Raw genomic sequence first — 16880 nt, 5'->3', positions numbered from 1 at the left:
GGTTTTGAGTTGACCAACGTTCCAGTCACCAAGTTGAACAACGGCGTCGAGATGCCGCAGCTCGGCTTCGGCGTCTTCCAGGTACCGCCCGCCGAGACGAAGACCGCGGTCAAGACCGCACTGGGCGCCGGCTACCGCAGCATCGACACCGCCACCGCGTACGGCAACGAAGCCGCCGTCGGCGAGGCGCTCGCCGAATCCGGCATCACCCGCGACGAACTGTTCATCACCACCAAACTGTGGAACAGCGACCAGGGCTACGACCAGACGCTGCGCGCCTTCGACGCCAGCGTCGCCGCCCTCGGGCTCGAGCAGCTCGACCTCTACCTCATCCACTGGCCGCTGCCCGCCCGCGACAAGTACGTCGCCACGTGGAAGGCGCTGGAGAAGCTGTACGCCGACGGCCGCGTGCGCGCCATCGGCGTGTCCAACTTCCAGCCGTCGCACTTGCGCCGCATCCTCGACGAGGGCAGCGTGGTGCCGGCCGTGAACCAGATCGAGCTGTCGCCGTACCTCGTTCAGCAGGAGCTGCGCGCCTTCCACGCCGACCACGGCATCGCCACGGAAGCCTGGAGCCCGCTCGCCAAGGGCGGCGACCTCCTGGGCGAGCAGGCCGTCGCCGAGGTGGCCTCGCGCCACGGTAAGACGCCTGCCCAGGTGGTGCTGCGCTGGCACCTGCAGCTGGGCAACGTGGTCATCCCGAAATCCGTCACACCCTCACGCGTGGCCGAGAACATCGACGTCTTCGGCTTCACCCTCACCGACGACGACCTCGCCGCCCTCTCGGCCCTCGACCGCGGCCTGCGCACGGGGCCGGACCCGGACACGTTCGACGTGGCGTGAGGTCGCCTTGACGTTGGCATGAAGTGAAACGGGCGGCTTCCCTCGTGGGGAGCCGCCCGTTTTTCTGTTCTACGGTGCGGTATGGAGATCGAGCTGCGGGACTGGCTGCCCGAGGACGCGGCGTGGTACGTCGCGCAGGTGCAGGACCCGGACACGCTGCGTTTCACCACGGAGCGGGCGACGCTGACGATCGCGGAGTTCCGGCGTGCACTGGAAGCGTTGCACCGCAACGAGAACGCGCTCGGCTTCGTCGCCATCGCCGCCGAGTCCGGCGAGCGGCTGGCCAACCTCGCCGCGGAGCGCGGCGGTGCCGTCGCCGAGGTCAGCTACTGGGTGGCAGCCCCCGCGCGACGCCGCGGAGTCGCGCGCCGCGCGCTCGCCGATTTGTGCCGGAGGGTGAGCGCCGTGTGGCCCGGCACCGAGATCCGCCTCTGGACGCACGCGGACAACGTCGCTTCGCAGCGAGCGGCCGAGCACGCCGGTTTCAGCCGAGTCGAAGGCCCGCCCACGAAAGAGGTCGGCGGCCAGGCCTGGCCGGTTTTCCACTACCGCCGGCTCACGGCTTCCTGGCCACTCCACCCAACGTCAGATAGTTCAAATCCCCCAACGGACTCATCCGCGGGCCGTCCGGCCACCACTCGTGCAGCATCCCCAGGCCCGGCTCCAGCAGCTCCAGCCCCGCGAAAAACGACTCGATCTCCTCCCGCGACCGGTGCACCGTGCCGAGCCCGGTGCCCTGGAACGTCGAGTCGATCAGGTGCGCCAGGGCCTGCCGAGGGGGGTCGGCCGGGGGTTGGTGGTGGTGGGTGAGCAGGAGGTACGAGCCGGGGGCCAGCTGGTCGACGTAGCTGCGCACGATGAACTGCGCGCGGTCGAGGTTGTCGATGTGGTGGACGATCGAGCAGAGGAGCAGGGCCATCGGGCGGTCGAAGTCGAGGTGGCGGTAGACGATGGGGTCGCCCAGGGTGGCGCCCGGGTCGGTGAGGTCGGCGCCGGAGACGTGGGTGCGGTCGTTGGTCTCCAGGACGGCGCGGCCGTGGACCTGGACGACCGGGTCGTTGTCGACGTACACGACGCGCGCGGCGGGGTTGTGGCGTTGGGCGACCTCGTGGGTGTTCTCCGCCGTGGGCATGCCGGAGCCCAGGTCGAGGAACTGGTCGATGCCGCGGTCGGCGGCGAGGTGACGGACCACGCGCATGAGCCATTCGCGGTGCTCGCGCGCCATGATCTGGGAGCCGGGGGCGACGGCGAGCAGGCGCTGGAGCATCACGCGGTCGGCTTCGTAGTGGTCGCAGCCGCCGAGGAGGGCGTCGGACAGGCGGGCCAGGCTGGGCCGGTCGTGGTCGAAGCGCGTCGAGGTCCCCGAAACCACCACTGCCCCCTTCGCACCACGGACAGTGCACAGCCTACGACACCGCGTTCACCGCGTGAACCCACTCCCGGCAGCCTGCCCCACCTGCAGTAATCCTCAGGAGAACGAGAGTTCTGCCCACGTGTTCCCGGCGTCGGTCGTCCGATACACAGCGGAGCCGCTTTCGGCGTCCGGCAGGCCGTCGACGACCACGCCGACGCCGTCGCCCACGAAAGCCAGATCCGAGAGCCCGACGCCGCGCTCGGACAGCACCGTGGTGGTCCACGTGCGGCCGCCGTCGGTGGTGTGGTGGAGGAAGCCGTCGCCGCCGCCCTCGGCCGCGACGGTCGCGGTGTCGGCGGTCGCGGCGCTGAAGCCCTGCGTGATGCCGACGGCCGGCGCGTCGGCCGTGCCGCTGAACGTGCCGCCCAGCTTCGGCGCGCGCCACATCCGCCGCTGCGACGAACCCGGCTGCGGTGAACCCGGGCTGCTGCTGCACAACGCGATCACCTGCCCGGCCCGCACGCCGCCCAGCGACGCCGTGGTCCCGGACGGGCACGGCGGCGAAGCGGGCGTGAACACCACCCCGTCACGCGAAGTCCAGTACTCCTCGGTGCGGTAGTCGGCGCCCAGCGCGATCTGCAGACCTCCCCCGGTGGCCACGTCGCCGTAGGTGATGCCGCCCGTGACCTCGAACCCCGGCAGCGGCGCCAGCACGGGCCCGCCCGCCAGGCCCGAATACACGGACGTGGTGTTGCCGTAGGAGCTGCTCGTGACCACGGCGAAAATCCGGCCGCCAGTCTCGGCCAGCGCGGACACGTAACGCTGACCGCCACCGGCCACCAGCACCGTGAACCAGTGCCGCCCGCCGTCGCGGGTGGCGAGGATGCGGGAGCCGTCGGTGACGTACAGGTGCTGGGCGCTAACGGCAACGAGCCGGACGTGGTTGTGGTTGTCCGGCAACGACATCGGCGGCGCGCCCAGCCGCCGCCAGCGCGCGCCGCCGTCGGTCGTGGCGAGCAGAACCGGGCACCAGCCCGGTTCGCCGCAGTCGGTGTAGCCGAGCACGAAGCCGTGCGCCGGCCCGGTCCAGCTCGTGGACGCGGGCGCGAAGCCGGCGGGAACAGCAGAAACATCAGCAGCAACAGCAGAGGCGGGGACGAGGGCCAGCACGGCGAGTGCGGCCGCGACGACGGCGGCGCACCGGGTGGGTTTCATGATCGGCAGGACGTGCGGCCCTCACCGAGGTTGCCCGCCTTCCCCCGGACAGCCCGGAATTCAGCCCTTCGGCTTCCGCGGCGACGGAGGCGCGGGCGGCCCCGGAGGTTCCGGCTGGGGAACCTGAACCTCTTTCACGGCCTTGTCCCCGGCGGGGGCGGGCGCGTCGAAGTGGTCCCGGCACCAACGGCCATACCGCCTCGAATGCACTGTCATCACGTCACCTCCTCCCGGACTGCTCGGCGCGGACCCCACCAGGGTCCCCCGCCGACCGGAAGTGCGCCAGTGCTTTGCGCGGCTCGGTGACGAGCCTCAGCCGACCGGGTGGCGCCCCTCGGCGAACTCCTCGATCACCTTCGCGCAGAAGGCCGGCAGGTCGTCCGGGTTCCGGCTGGACACGAGACCGTTGTCCACCACCACTTCTTCGTCGACCACGGTGCCGCCCGCGTTGCGGATGTCCGTGCGCACGCTGGGAAACGACGTCAGGGTGCGCCCGCGGACCACGTCGGCCTCCACGAGCGTCCACGGGCCGTGGCAGATCACGCCGACGGGTTTGCCGGCGCGCACGAAATCGCCCGCGAACCGCACGGCCGCCGGGTCGCGGCGCAGGTTGTCGGGGTTCATCGTGCCGCCGGGCAGCAGGAGGGCGTCGTAGTCGTCCGCGGAGACGTCGGCGACGAGCCGGTCGACCGGGAACGTGGCGCCCTTGTCGATGTCGCCGTTCATGGCCTGGATCTCGCCTTCCGAGAGGGAGACCAGGTCCACGGTCGCGCCTTCGGCGGTGACCGCCTTGCGCGGCTGTTCGAGCTCCACCTGCTCGACGCCGTCGGCGGCCAGGATGGCCACCTTGCGGCCCTGGAGTGCGTTCGCCATCGGGTTTCCTCCATCCGGGTCCAACTGACTCACCCCCGGCTACCCGCGTGGCCGACCGCTCAATCCGCGCGCGGCGCGGCTTCGATCGCGAGCACGGCGATGTCGTCGTGGCCGGAGTTGCCCAGCCACGCGCGCACGGCCTCGCGCAGCCGCGCCACGACCTTGTGCGCGGGCAGCCCGACGCAGTCGGCGAGGACGCTGTGGAAGCGCTCGTCGCCGAACAGCTCGGCCGATTCCGTGCGGTTGCGCGCTTCCGTGACGCCGTCGGTGTAGAGCAGGCAGACGTCGCCCTCGTCCAGGTGCACCGTCGCCTCGGCGAAGCGGGCCTGCGGCGAGATCCCGACGAGCGTGCCCGGCACGCTCACCTCCTCGACCCCGCCGTCGCGGCGCAGCACGAGTGGCGCCGGATGTCCGCCCGAGGCGAGCGTGACGTCGAGCCCCGATTCCGTCGGCGCGACCGAGCCGAGCACGAGCGTCGCGAAGCGGTTGGAGCCGCCGGCGATGAGCAGTTCGTTGAGCAGGCGCAGCATCGTGCGCCCGTCGCGTTCCACGAGCTGCAGCGCGGCCAGCGAATGCCGCACGCGGCCCGTGAGCGCGGCCGCCTCGGCGCCCTTGCCGCAGATGTCGCCGACCACCACAAACGCGCTGCCGTCCTCGCGCGCGAGGACGTCGTAGAAGTCGCCGCCCACCCCGAGAACACCGCCGGCCGGCTCGTACCAGAGCTCGAAGTTGGCGCCCTCGACCTCGGCCGGCGGGGTCGGCTTCAGCGTGGTCTCCAGGCCGCGCGTGGCTTCTTCCTGACGCGCGTAGCGCTGCGCGTTGGCCAGCGCCGTGCCAGCGGCCGTGGCGAACGCCTCGATCGCGCGCGGTTGCCCGGCGCCGAACGCCGGTTCCGTGCGCCGCCCGATCAGCACCGCACCGGTGACCCCGCCCTCGTCGACGCCCAGCGACACCACCGAAACCTCGGCGTGGCCGGAGAACCGCTCGGCCACCACGGCGGGCATCGTGGCCACCTCGGCGGCGGGCACCACGCGCACCTCGGGCGGGCCGACGGCCACGAACGTCTCGGCCACGGCCGGCGCGTGCTGCGCCGGCACCCGCCGGATGCGGCCGTGGCCGGGCGCGCCGTGGTCCTCGCAGCTCCACCACTCCCAGCGGCCACGGGTGGTGGGCAGCAGCACGAACACGCAGTCGCCCAGCGCCGACGCGGCCAGCTCGGCGATCACGCGCGCCGTGCCATGGCGGCCTCGGGCCGCGGCGAGTTTCGGACCGGCCTCGGCGAGGAACTCCTCAGGGCGACGAGGACTGTCGTCGACCACCGTCCACACGCGCCAGCCCTCCGGCAGCGCGCGCACGTGCGCGGCGCGGCGGACGTCGCCGAGGTCGACGCGGCCGGTGGTCTCCGTCACGGCGTCGAGCACGGGCGGCCCCTCGGCCGCGAGCGTGCGCGCGGCCGCGTTGGCCCAGCGCACAGCTCCGGCCGGGTCCTGCACGAACACCGGGTCCCGCACGTCTTCGAGCACCGAACGCCAGAAACCCCCGTACTCGGGCAGCTCGGCGCCGGGTGGCAGGGCCGACGCCGGAGCGGGCCGTGACACCATGCACGAACCTCCTGCCTCCGGGTCGACCGACTTGTCGTCAGTACAAGGTTGGCACAGCGTGAGCGGGCGGACTGGCTCGAAGTGTAGGGCGAACCGTGGCACGCTGGGTCGACGACCATGGCTGGCACACGCGTGGTGGAGAGGGTCGGCACACATGACAACCGGTTCCGAGCGGGACGAGATCACCGGTGGCAACGGCATCGCCGCCGGTGAGGCGGCCGCGCTGGAGCGGCTCCTGGCCGCCGTCCGTGACCTCGGCGAAGGCAACTTCCGCCGTCGGCTCGTGGCGAGCGGAGACGGGATCGCCGCTCAGCTCGCGGGCGCGTTCAACGACATCGCCGAGCGCAACCAGAAGCTCGTGACGGAACTCATGCGCGTGCGCGGCGCCGTCGGGCAGGAGGGCCAGCTCACCGAGCGCGTGCGCGCCGAGATCGGCCCCGGTGGTTGGACCACCGCCGTCGAGACGGTCAACGGGCTGATCGAGGACGTCAGCAAGCCCGTGGTGGAGCTCGACCGGGTGCTCGGCGCCGTGGCCGAGGGCGACCTCTCGCAACCGATGGCGCTGCAGCTGGACGGAAAGCCGCTGCAGGGCCAGTACGCCGACCTCGCGAAGACTGTCAACGGCCTGCTCGCACAGCTTTCGCGCTTCGCCGCCGAAGTGATCCGGCTGTCGCGCGAGATCGCCGGCGAGGGCCGCCTCGGCGGCCAGGCCGAGGTCCCCGGCGTCGCGGGCACCTGGCGCGACCTCACCGACTCCGTGAACTTCCTCGCCGACAACCTCACCGAGCAGGTCCGCAACATCGCCCAGGTCACCACGGCCGTGGCGCGCGGCGACCTGACCAAGAAGATCGACGTCGACGCCCGCGGCGAGATCCTCGAACTCAAGACCACCATCAACACGATGGTCGACCAGCTCTCGGCCTTCGCCGACGAGGTCACCCGCGTCTCGCGCGAAGTCGGCAGCGAGGGCCGCCTCGGCGGCCAGGCGCGCGTGCCGGGCGTCGCCGGCACCTGGCGCGACCTCACCGACTCGGTGAACCTGATGGCCGACAACCTCACCGACCAGGTCCGCAACATCTCGCAGGTCGCCACGGCGGTCGCGGCGGGCGACCTGACCAAGAAGATCGACGTCGACGCCCGCGGCGAGATCCTGCAGCTCAAGACCACGCTGAACACGATGGTCGACCAGCTCTCCGCGTTCGCAGACGAGGTCACCCGCGTCGCGCGCGAAGTCGGCAGCGACGGCCGGCTCGGCGGCCAGGCCGAGGTCCCCGGTGCGGCCGGCACCTGGCGCGGGCTCACCGACTCGGTGAACCAGATGGCCGACAACCTCACCGACCAGGTCCGCAACATCTCCCACGTGACCACCGCCGTGGCGAAGGGCGACCTGACGCAGAAGATCACCGTCGACGCCCGCGGCGAGATCCTCGAGCTCAAGACGACGATGAACACGATGGTCGACCAGCTGTCGGCCTTCGCCGACGAGGTCACCCGCGTCGCGCGCGAAGTCGGCACCGAGGGCATGCTGGGCGGCCAGGCGCAGGTACCCGGCGTCGCCGGCATCTGGCGCGACCTCACCGGATCCGTGAACTTCATGGCCAACAACCTCACCGCGCAGGTCCGCAACATCGCGCAGGTGGCCACGGCCGTCGCGCGCGGCGACCTGACCAAGAAGATCGCGGTGGACGCGCGCGGCGAGATCCTGGAACTCAAGACCACGCTGAACACGATGGTCGACCAGCTCTCCGCGTTCGCCGACGAGGTCACCCGAGTGGCCCGTGAGGTCGGCACCGAGGGCAAGCTGGGTGGTCAGGCGGCCGTGCCGGGTGTGGCCGGCACCTGGAAGGACCTGACGGACAACGTCAACTTCATGGCCAACAACCTCACCGACCAGGTGCGCAACATCTCGCAGGTCACCTCCGCGGTGGCGAAGGGCGACCTGACGCAGAAGATCAGCGTCGACGCGCGCGGCGAGATCCTGGAGCTCAAGAACACGCTGAACACGATGGTGGACCAGCTTTCCGCGTTCGCGGACGAGGTCACGCGCGTGTCCCGCGAGGTCGGCACCGAGGGCAAGCTCGGCGGCCAGGCCCGCGTGCCCGGCGTGGCCGGCACGTGGAAGGACCTCACCGACAACGTCAACGGCATGGCCGACAACCTCACCGAGCAGGTCCGCAGCATCGCCACCATGGCGAGCGCGGTGGCCAACGGCGACCTGTCGAAGAAGATCTCCATCGACGCCGCCGGTGAGGTCGCGGCGCTGGCGGCCACGCTGAACAGCATGGTCGAGACGCTGCGCGCGTTCGCCGACGAGGTCACGCGCGTGGCGCGCGAGGTCGGCACGGAAGGCATCCTCGGCGGTCAGGCGCGCGTGCCCGGCGTGGCCGGCACGTGGAAGGACCTGACCGAGAACGTCAACTTCATGGCGCACAACCTGACCAGCCAGGTGCGCAACATCTCGCAGGTGACCACGGCGGTGGCGCGAGGGGACCTCTCGCGCAAGATCGACGTCGACGCGCGCGGCGAGATCCTGGAGCTCAAGACCACGATGAACACGATGGTCGACCAGCTCTCCGCGTTCGCCTCGGAGGTCACGCGCGTGGCGCGCGAGGTCGGCACCGAGGGCAAGCTGGGTGGTCAGGCCGAGGTCGAAGGCGTGTCCGGCACGTGGAAGCGGCTCACCGAGAGCGTGAACCAGCTGGCCGGCAACCTCACCACCCAGGTGCGCGCGATCGGCCAGGTCGCCACGGCCGTGACCGCGGGCGATCTGACCCGCCACATCACCGTGGACGCGTCCGGTGAGCTGGCGGACCTCAAGGACAACATCAACCAGATGATCGCGAACCTGAAGTCGACGACTTCGGCGAACCGCGAGCAGGACTGGCTGAAGACCAACCTCGCGCGCCTCGGCGGGCGGATGCAGGGCCACCGCGACCTCGCGTCCGTGGCCACGCTCATCCTGTCCGAGCTGGCGCCGCTGGTGAGCGCACAGCAAGGCGCGTTTTTCCTGGCCCACGACGACGGCAGCGACCCCGGCCGCAAGGTGCTCGACTGCATCGCCGCCTACGGGCTCGCGCAGTCGCGCGCCGGCCTGCGGTTCACGCTCGGCGAGTCGCTGATCGGGCAGGCCGCCGTCGACCGGCAGACGATCCTTGTCCGTGAGGCGCCGCCGGAGTACGCGCTGGTGTCCTCAGGCCTCGGCTCGGCGCCGCCGGTGAACGTGATCGTGCTGCCCGTGCTGTTCCAGGGCGAAGTACTCGGGGTGCTGGAACTGGCGTCGGTCAACGAGTTCTCCGCCGTGCACCTGGATCTGCTGGAGCAGCTGCGCCACACCATCGGCGTCAACGTGAACACGATCCTGTCGAACTCGCGTACCGAGGCGCTGCTGACCGAATCGCAGCGGCTGGCCCAGGAACTGCGCGCGCGTTCGGAACAACTGCAGGCGCAGCAGGGCGAGCTGCGGCGCTCCAACACGGAGCTGGCCGAGAAGGCGGCGCTGCTGGCCCAGCAGAACCGCGACATCGAGGTCAAGAACATCGAGATCGAGCAGGCGCGCCAGGAGCTGGAGGAGCGCGCCGGGCAGCTCACCGTGGCGTCGCAGTACAAGACCGAGTTCATGGCGAACATGTCGCACGAGCTGCGCACCCCGCTCAACAGCGCGCTGATCCTCGCGAAGCTGCTGTCGGAGAACCCGGAGGGCAACCTCACGGAGAAGCAGATCCAGTTCGCCAAGACGATCTGGGCGGCGGGCAGCGATCTGCAGCAGCTGATCAACGACATCCTCGACCTCGCGAAGGTCGAGGCCGGGCGCATGGACCTGCAGATGTCCGACGTGACGCTGCCGGAGCTGGTCAACTACGTCGAATCCCTGTGCCGCCCGCTCACGTCGGACAAGGGGCTGGAGTTCGCGGTCCGCATCGATCCGCCCGTGCCCGGCAGCGTGCACACCGACGAACACCGGTTGCAGCAGGTGCTGCGCAACTTGCTGTCCAACGCCGCCAAGTTCACCGACGAGGGCGGCGTGCGGCTGCACATCCGCATGGCCTCGGCCGAGGAGGTCGAGCAGGAGGCGCTGCAGTCGGCGGCGGGGATCATCGCGTTCGCCGTGGAGGACACCGGCATCGGCATCCCCGAGGAGAAGCTGGCGATCATCTTCGACGCGTTCCGCCAGGCCGACGGCACCACCAGCCGCAAGTACGGCGGCACCGGCCTCGGGCTCTCGATCAGCCAGCAGCTCACGGAACTCATCGGCGGCGAGCTGCGCGTGCGCAGCGAACCGGGCAAGGGCAGCACGTTCACGCTGTACCTGCCCGTGGGCGCAGCGAACCTCATCGCGCCCGCCATCCCCGTGCGGCCCAAGCCGAAGCTGCCGGTCCTGCCGAGCACGATCACCGTGACCGAACCGGACAGCGCCCCGAAGCGTTTCAACGGCGAGAAGGTCCTCATCGTCGACGACGACCTGCGCAACGTCTTCGCCCTCGCGGCAGTGCTCGAACAGGCCGGCCTGGAGGTGATCTACGCCGACACGGGCGTCGCGGGCATCCGCGCCCTGGAACGCCACGAGGACACGGCGCTGGTGCTGATGGACGTGATGATGCCCGAGCTCGACGGCAACGCCACCATCGCGGCCATCCGCGCCGAGGCGGCCCACGAAGATCTGCCCGTGATTGCCGTCACAGCCAAGGCCACCGCCGAGGACCGCGCACGCACCCTCGCCTCGGGCGCCGACGAATACATCACCAAGCCGGTGGACACCGACCTGCTCCTGGACGTGATCGCCACCCGCCTCGAGGCCGACGCGGCCTCGTCTTCGCAGGTGAACGGATATGGAGCGGGTGACGGGAATCGAACCCGCGTAGCTAGTTTGGAAGACTAGGGCTCTACCATTGAGCTACACCCGCAGCGCCTCGTGGGGACCCAGTGGACCCGGAGGCGCGCTCAGCTTAGCGTGAGGGCTAGGCTGGTGCCGCACACCCCCTCCGGACCCCGGCTCGGCTCGGGTTTCGGCGGGTGGCGGGCATCGGGATGTGGCGCAGCTTGGTAGCGCATTCGCTTTGGGAGCGAAGGGTCGCAGGTTCAAATCCTGTCATCCCGACTCAGGCAATTGGTGTGACCAGCGAAAACGGCGGGGCTTCTCCGAGAGGAGAAGCCCCGCCGTCTCAGTTTCCGTCTCAGTACAAGCCGTTATACGGCGTTCAGACCACCGCGCGCAGCCCGGGCGGGTCGTCGCCATCGGAGTCGCGGCCGGACGATTTCGCGGCATCGAGGAGTTGCTGGAGCTGGTCGATCAGCGAGGCTGCGTCAGCAAGCGCCGCAGGGGGCGCCTGCTGTGGCGCTTCGCTCAAGAGGAAGTTGCCGACCTGGTCGGCGATTCCCGTGGCGACCTCCGTCGGCACGTGGACGTATCGCTTCGCCACTGCCGCATCGCCCCAGCCCATCACCTCCATGATCGCGGGCAGCGGCACCCGCAAGACGAGCAGCATCGTCGCTGCCGTGTGACGAGCATCGTGCAATCGGGCGTCGCGAACCTGAGCCTCGGCCAGCAACGTCTTCCACTCATCGTGATACGCCCGCGGATCCAGCGGCCGGCCGGTTGGCTGCGCGAACACCCAGCCCCCTTCCTGCCATTCGGTGCCGGCAAACTCGCGTTCCTGGTCCTGCTTCACCTTGTGCTTGCGCAGCAGCTCGAGGAGCGGTCCGGGAATGCCGACCGTGCGGCGGCCGGCTTTCGACTTCACGTCCACCTCCCGCAACCCGCCGCCATGACGTTCCGGACGAGAGCTGGCGTGCCGTACGCAGTCCGGCGGGCACTTCGCATGCCGGGTGCACCCGAGCGGGCACGGCTTCATTTTGTGGAGTCGCCCGCCGCAATTGTGCCGGGTCGTCGCAGCCGTGCTTCCACTTGTGGCGTTGAAGCTGTCGGGGCGTGCGGAGCAAACCGGCGTCCAGATCGATCCGCGACCACTTCAGCCCGAGCGCCTCACCGCGACGCAGGCCGAGCGCGAGAGCAATCACGAAGCGTATGCCGTTTCGCCGATTGCGGGCCGCTGCGAGTACCCGCCTGGCCTCCACCGCGGCCAGTGGAACGATCTCGTCCTCGTCAAGTCGTGGCGCCCTCGCCAGTTTCGCCGGATTGACAGCCAGGCGTCCGCGGTCGACCGCGACCGTGAGCCGGCCTTGGCCATCTTGACGTAGAGCTTCTCCAGGTGCTCAGGCTCCAGCTTGCGGAGCCGGTGCGCCCCAAGTCCGGGGATCAGGTCCTTGTAAACCGCAACCCGATACCCGGTCAGCGTGCTTTCCCGCACGGAAGGGGCTGCCACGTTCTCCACCCAGTGGCTCAGCCACTGCTCGACCGTCCATGCCTGCGAATCCTCCCGCTTCAGCGATAAGGCGCTCGACATACGCCGTCGGCTCATTGGCTGGCACTCGCCTGTGGCGGCCGACCAGGACGCTTGGCACAACCTCGGCCTTAATGAGGGCGAACATGGTGGTACGACTGACTGCGAGCCAATCAGCGGCCTGCTCGACCGTCAGCATCCGCCGCGGGCCAGCCGGGCCTTGACCCGAGCTCACCTCAGTCGCCATATGCAACTACCCGTGTTCTGCGTTCGACATGAAAAGAATCGTGCTTCAGATCCGAAGGACGGCGCCGGCCAATTGCAAGTTCATTTCTTCACTCTATTTTCATAATTTGCGCGCGTCGCACGTTTCGCTGACATTGCACAAAGAGGCTCTAATCACCGTAGCCGCCAGTCCTGGTCGCGCAAGAAGGGCCGCGACCAAGCGGTACGCCGGAAAGGGCGACGTACCCAGCTGCGCGGGGCTCGGATGAGCGCTAGCCTCACGGCCGCGGCGGGTCCGCCGAACACGATGAGCGCCACTTCACAGAGAAGACCGTGCATGGAGATCGAGACCAGAAGAGGCAGCCAACCGGCTGGCGATTAGCCGCAGTGTGATCTACGAGCCACTGAGGTCAGGTCAGCTTGAATCGGTGACCATCGGTCGCAATCGACGCGTGCCGGTTCTCGCCGTCGACGACTTCGTAGCGCGACTTCGCAGGGAGCAGCATGAACCGCCCCAGTAGATTGCTGACGGTCATGGAGGTACGCGACGAGTTACCCGTAGCCCGGAGCACCTTCTACGAGTGGCGCATGAAGAGGCGTGGGCCGAGGTGCATCAAGCTTCCGAACGGGGAGTTCCGGATCCGACGCGCCGACCCCGATCGCTGGATCGACGAGCGGGAGGAAGACGTAAAGTGGTGAGCACCGCCTTGCAAAAGCGCTGGTCAATACCAACTCCGACGTCCGCTGCTGATCAGCCGACCCGGCGGTTGCCTGAACTGGCTCTGATGCCCCCACCCGACGGGGTTTCGCAGTCATCATGACGGTCATTGATCAACTTCGACTCTCTGCGGCCTACCGCGACGCTCCATCCGACGATGATGATGGGCCCCTGCGGCCAGCGAGAACTCGGCGATCGTCTTCCAACAGCATCTGCAGCGCGAGCAGTAGCGAGCGTGCGGGGACAATTGGGTAGGAATCCGCGCGGATCCAGTCCTGCACGTCGACGTCCACCCGCGCGAGGTAGGCGTCGTCACGAGCCACGCACTCCGGCGGTGTAGCGGTCGTCGCGGTCACTGCGGGCAGCGATGTAGACGTCGCGAATGGTCATGCCGTCATCTGGTGAACCGCCGCGTGGCCGGACGCGCGGAATCAGCGGGAGTGGCTCGACACCTGCTACGCCCTGGGCAGGGCTCCACAGGAGCTGATCGTCGGTTCTGCGGGCGAGATCGAGGGTAGGGCCTCCGACGGGCCGAGGGGGAGGATGCCCGCCGGAGGCGCAGGAAAGGTAACAATCGGACCGGGCGTCCCGGCGGGTGGAGGGACCAGCCGTCGACGGAGTTGGAGTTCACGCCGGCGTTATCGCCATGGCAATGCATTCGCCGCAGACACAGCATCTGGTTGACCACGTAAACGATGTCGAGGACTTGGCCGGACCGAGTGTTGAAGGGATTCGCCGTGGTCGGCGAGGAAGCTGCCGCGGCCGGTGCCTGGTATGGGGTCGCTGGGAGTTTCGCGCCGGTCTTCGTGCGCCGTCTGGCTGTTGACAGCGACGGTGTTCGTGTCGACGATCCGACCTCGACACAAGGTGTTCACGGCGGTGGTTCTTTTCAGGCCACGGCCTCATGAGGTGCGATGTTGACGACCCCGGCGACTCGGACCGGGGAGACATTCCGGAGGCTGTGCGTGCCTGGTTGTGATGTGACCCGTCGAGACATTCTTCGCTGGAGCGCGATCGCGGCTGCAGCCATACCGCTGGCAAGCGTGGTCGATCCCGCTCGAAGCTCCGCGTCCACCGGCGCTGCCGGGACCGGTGAAGTCGTGCCGGTCAACCTGGAACTGGTGACACTGACGGAAGACCGGGCCGTGGTGACCTGGTACACCGGCGAAGCCGGCACGAACGATGGCACGGGCAGAATGGTGCCGCTGCCCGCTGACGGTGAGGTCTGGTACGGCACCAACCCCCGCCGGCTCAACCGCGTCGTCGGCCAGAGTGGTCCACTTACCCCCTACCACCACGTCGAGCTGACCGACTTGGAGCCGGGGCAGACGTACTACTACCAGGCGCGTTCCCGTGGGAAGCTGGCCGCTCCCATGGTGTTCACGCTCATCGCCGGCAACGCCGTCGGCACCAGCGACTACGGCCTCGGCACGCCGGGCGGCCCGTTCTCGTTCACCACGCCGCAGCCGCCGCCGGGGCGCTACCTCTTCTCCGTGGTGCTGTGCAACGACCTGCACATGGGCGAGACGCAGGCGGGGCTCGTCGGCGGGGACCCGTCGGTCATCCCGATCGTCCAGGTCCCGGGCGAGCCGCCGTATCCCGAGGTCATGCTGGAATCCCTGGTGCGCGACGTCCGGAGCTTCGACCCGACGTACCTCCTGGCCGCTGGTGACATTTCCGCCGAGGCGGTACCCGGCGACCTCAGCCGAGCCGGTCAGTTGCTGGACCGGTTCGGCAAGTACCGCGAGGACTACTTCGTCACGCGCGGCAACCACGACCGGGCGCACGTCGGTGACCCATACGCGAACTGCCGGGTCGGTCGCTGGCAGGGCAACGACTGCTTCCAGGACCGCTATTTCGCCGACGACGAGGTCGCCTTCTACTCGACCGATCTCTCCGGTCTGCACGTGATCGGACTCGACACCTACGACAAGGCCGGTGGCGGAGGCGACGCGGGTGCGCTGGCGGCGGAGCAGTACGCCTGGTTCATGAAGGACCTGGCCGAGCACAAGGAGCAGCCGACCCTCGTGTTCGGTCACCACCCGCTCGTCGTCCAGGAGTCGTCGAAGCCGATCAAGTCGAGCAGTTCACTGGACGCCGCCCAGGCCGCGTCGATCCTGGAGACCTACGCGAAGACTCCGGGCGTCTTCCTGCACCACGCGGGACACACTCACCGCAACCACCACACGGTCAGCCCGACCGCACCGCGGGTGACCCTGCAGGAGGTCGCCGCGGCCAAGGAGTACCCGGGAGGTTTCTCGATCCTCCGGCTGCACAGCGAGGGGTTCGCGCTGAACTTCCACAAGTCGCGCAGCGACCTGGCCCGCGAGTGGAGCGAGCGCAGCCGTCAGGAGCTCGCAGGCAGCTGGGGTCAGTTCGCGTTGGGGAACAACGTGGTGGACCGCAACATCGTCAAGAAGGTCGATCTCTCCGGCCTCCGGCGGCCCGAACGCGCCGGGGCCCGCTCGCGCGGTTGATGCGTCCTGCGGGATATGTGCTACAGCCGGCCCCGCTCGCACGTCCGCGATCTCGACCGCTTCGGCCGGGTAAGGGTTCCGCTCTTCCCGATCACCAACGAAAGATTTCTCGATCGACCTCGCGGACGTCCGGGGCCGGCGGATCCGGCTGGCCGCGCACCTGTACGACTGACTCGACCGGACTTGATCGCACTACCAGAACGGCAGCGTGGCGCTTCCCGCGATCTTGTCCACGTCGCGCAACGCAGGGCAGGTGGTCAAGCAGACGCCGTCGCTACTGCAGGCCTCGACGCGACATTGTTTGACCAGGTGAGCGGCGTTCGACGACGTTGCGGCTCCGGTAGTCAACAGGAGGGTTTCTCATTGTCTCAACCAGACGTGCGCCCGAAAGGATTCGGATCCCGACCTTCTGATCCGTAGTTCTAACGCTGGCCTGGGGATACGCGGAACCCCTGGTCGCCGCAGGCAGCAGTTACACCAAACTGGGCGTGTCCGGCATCGATGGGCAGCAGTTCGTGCACCAGAGCGTGGACCAAGATCAACCTCTGCCGGCGGTCCCGACCGCGATGCTACCGACGCGCGAGCAACCCCCTCAAGGTGTCTCTTCTCCGGTCGCTGCCGATAACGTTTTAGCGCGTGACGACAGAAGATGGCATCCACGAAAAGCTGACCTCTGTCGAACGTGAGTTGGTCGATCATGTCGAGCATGGCGAAGTTCTCGACCTGACTGCGAACGGACCCAAGGGCAAACTTGCCACGCAACCGTGGGGAGAAGAGCGGACGATTCGCGCATGGGTCGTGCGTGACATCGTCCGTGGTCGCCTCGCTCCCGACGCGGACCCGCACGGGCTACGTCTACGAGGGGCCCGCATCGCCGGCCGCCTGGACCTCGACAACATCACCAGCCCAGTTGCCCTCACGCTGACCGACTGCTGGCTGGAAGAGGGATGCTCAGCCAACGCCAGCGACCTGCCAGTCCTTGCCATTCCTGAATGCCGACTCGAACATCCCAGTAACCCACCGCTCACCGCCAACGGGGCGGTTACAACCACGCTCAACTTGAATCGAACAACAGTGCAAGCCCACAGCGCGCGCGGTGGTGTAAGCTTGATCACAGCTCAAATTGGTGAAGTCACTTGTGTTGGGGCCACCCTACGCAACGACTCAGGTCCGGCGCTGAGGGCAGACGGACTCCGCACCAGCGGTGCGGTGTTCCTATGCGTGGGATTCTCAGCA

10 protein-coding genes, 2 tRNA genes and 2 pseudogenes are annotated in these 16880 nt (G+C 68.8%); 7 read left to right on the top strand and 7 right to left on the bottom strand.

Translation table 11 applies throughout. From position 1 onward, the window contains the following. Window positions 1-9: 9 nt before the first annotated feature. Window positions 10-843: an aldo/keto reductase gene (locus QRX50_RS21925; RefSeq protein WP_285973779.1), complete on the top strand. Its 834-nt coding sequence runs from the start codon at window positions 10-12 to the stop codon at window positions 841-843. An 81-nt stretch (window positions 844-924) separates the two neighbouring features. Beyond that, window positions 925-1269 (top strand): annotated as a pseudogene (locus tag QRX50_RS49620) (GNAT family N-acetyltransferase); the annotation flags it as partial. 130 nt (window positions 1270-1399) lie between these two features. Here the strand turns inward: QRX50_RS49620 and QRX50_RS21920 are convergent. The 4 genes from QRX50_RS21920 to QRX50_RS21905 all read right to left on the bottom strand — a co-directional run bounded on the left by QRX50_RS21920 (window position 1400) and on the right by QRX50_RS21905 (window position 5886). Next, window positions 1400-2215: an SAM-dependent methyltransferase gene (locus tag QRX50_RS21920; protein ID WP_285973778.1), complete on the bottom strand. Its 816-nt coding sequence runs from the start codon at window positions 2213-2215 to the stop codon at window positions 1400-1402. Window positions 2216-2311: 96 nt separating this feature from the next. Then, window positions 2312-3412, bottom strand: coding sequence for a WD40/YVTN/BNR-like repeat-containing protein (locus QRX50_RS21915; protein ID WP_285973777.1), 1101 nt, complete (start codon window positions 3410-3412; stop codon window positions 2312-2314). Between the two features lie 312 nt (window positions 3413-3724). Then, a complete protein-coding gene (locus QRX50_RS21910; protein WP_285973776.1) occupies window positions 3725-4285 on the bottom strand; it encodes a type 1 glutamine amidotransferase domain-containing protein in 561 nt (186 codons plus the stop codon). Window positions 4286-4344: 59 nt separating this feature from the next. Beyond that, window positions 4345-5886, bottom strand: coding sequence for a PP2C family protein-serine/threonine phosphatase (locus tag QRX50_RS21905; RefSeq protein ID WP_285973775.1), 1542 nt, complete (start codon window positions 5884-5886; stop codon window positions 4345-4347). Between the two features lie 154 nt (window positions 5887-6040). Here QRX50_RS21905 and QRX50_RS21900 point away from each other — a divergent pair, with 154 nt between their 5' ends. After that, complete coding sequence (locus QRX50_RS21900; RefSeq protein ID WP_285974525.1) at window positions 6041-10762, top strand: HAMP domain-containing protein; 4722 nt, start codon at window positions 6041-6043, stop codon at window positions 10760-10762. Here the strand turns inward: QRX50_RS21900 and QRX50_RS21895 are convergent. Further along, window positions 10714-10787, bottom strand: a tRNA-Gly gene (locus tag QRX50_RS21895). The genes QRX50_RS21900 and QRX50_RS21895 overlap by 49 nt on opposite strands. 120 nt (window positions 10788-10907) lie before the next feature. On the opposite strand from QRX50_RS21895, the gene QRX50_RS21890 reads away from it, so the two are divergent. After that, a tRNA-Pro gene (locus QRX50_RS21890) sits at window positions 10908-10981 on the top strand. 100 nt (window positions 10982-11081) lie between these two features. Here the strand turns inward: QRX50_RS21890 and QRX50_RS21885 are convergent. Further along, window positions 11082-11624: a tyrosine-type recombinase/integrase gene (locus tag QRX50_RS21885; RefSeq protein ID WP_285973774.1), complete on the bottom strand. Its 543-nt coding sequence runs from the start codon at window positions 11622-11624 to the stop codon at window positions 11082-11084. 166 nt (window positions 11625-11790) lie between these two features. Between QRX50_RS21885 and QRX50_RS21880 the strand changes: the two genes are divergently transcribed. Next, window positions 11791-12081: a hypothetical protein gene (locus tag QRX50_RS21880; RefSeq protein ID WP_285973773.1), complete on the top strand. Its 291-nt coding sequence runs from the start codon at window positions 11791-11793 to the stop codon at window positions 12079-12081. A 47-nt stretch (window positions 12082-12128) separates the two neighbouring features. Here the strand turns inward: QRX50_RS21880 and QRX50_RS49615 are convergent. Further along, window positions 12129-12287 (bottom strand): annotated as a pseudogene (locus QRX50_RS49615) (hypothetical protein); the annotation flags it as partial. Between the two features lie 551 nt (window positions 12288-12838). Here QRX50_RS49615 and QRX50_RS21870 point away from each other — a divergent pair. Together QRX50_RS21870 and QRX50_RS21860 are read left to right on the top strand one after the other, a co-directional pair. Continuing rightward, a complete protein-coding gene (locus QRX50_RS21870) occupies window positions 12839-12970 on the top strand; it encodes a hypothetical protein (RefSeq protein WP_285973772.1) in 132 nt (43 codons plus the stop codon). A gap of 1318 nt (window positions 12971-14288) precedes the next feature. Continuing rightward, a complete protein-coding gene (locus QRX50_RS21860; protein WP_285973770.1) occupies window positions 14289-15644 on the top strand; it encodes a purple acid phosphatase family protein in 1356 nt (451 codons plus the stop codon). Window positions 15645-16880 lie beyond the last annotated feature (1236 nt).

The sequence above is a fragment of the Amycolatopsis sp. 2-15 genome (assembly GCF_030285625.1).
GTDB lineage: Bacteria > Actinomycetota > Actinomycetes > Mycobacteriales > Pseudonocardiaceae > Amycolatopsis > Amycolatopsis carbonis.
Note: the sequence above shows the minus strand (reverse complement) of the source record. Positions and strands in the feature narration are given on the sequence as shown.

Coding starts and splice junctions, on each gene's coding strand:
- QRX50_RS21915 (WP_285973777.1), bottom strand. CDS start 3,412: ATGAAACCCACCCGGTGCGCCGCCGTCGTCGCGGCCGCACTCGCCGTG.
- QRX50_RS21910 (WP_285973776.1), bottom strand. CDS start 4,285: ATGGCGAACGCACTCCAGGGCCGCAAGGTGGCCATCCTGGCCGCCGAC.
- QRX50_RS21905 (WP_285973775.1), bottom strand. CDS start 5,886: ATGGTGTCACGGCCCGCTCCGGCGTCGGCCCTGCCACCCGGCGCCGAG.
- QRX50_RS21900 (WP_285974525.1), top strand. CDS start 6,041: ATGACAACCGGTTCCGAGCGGGACGAGATCACCGGTGGCAACGGCATC.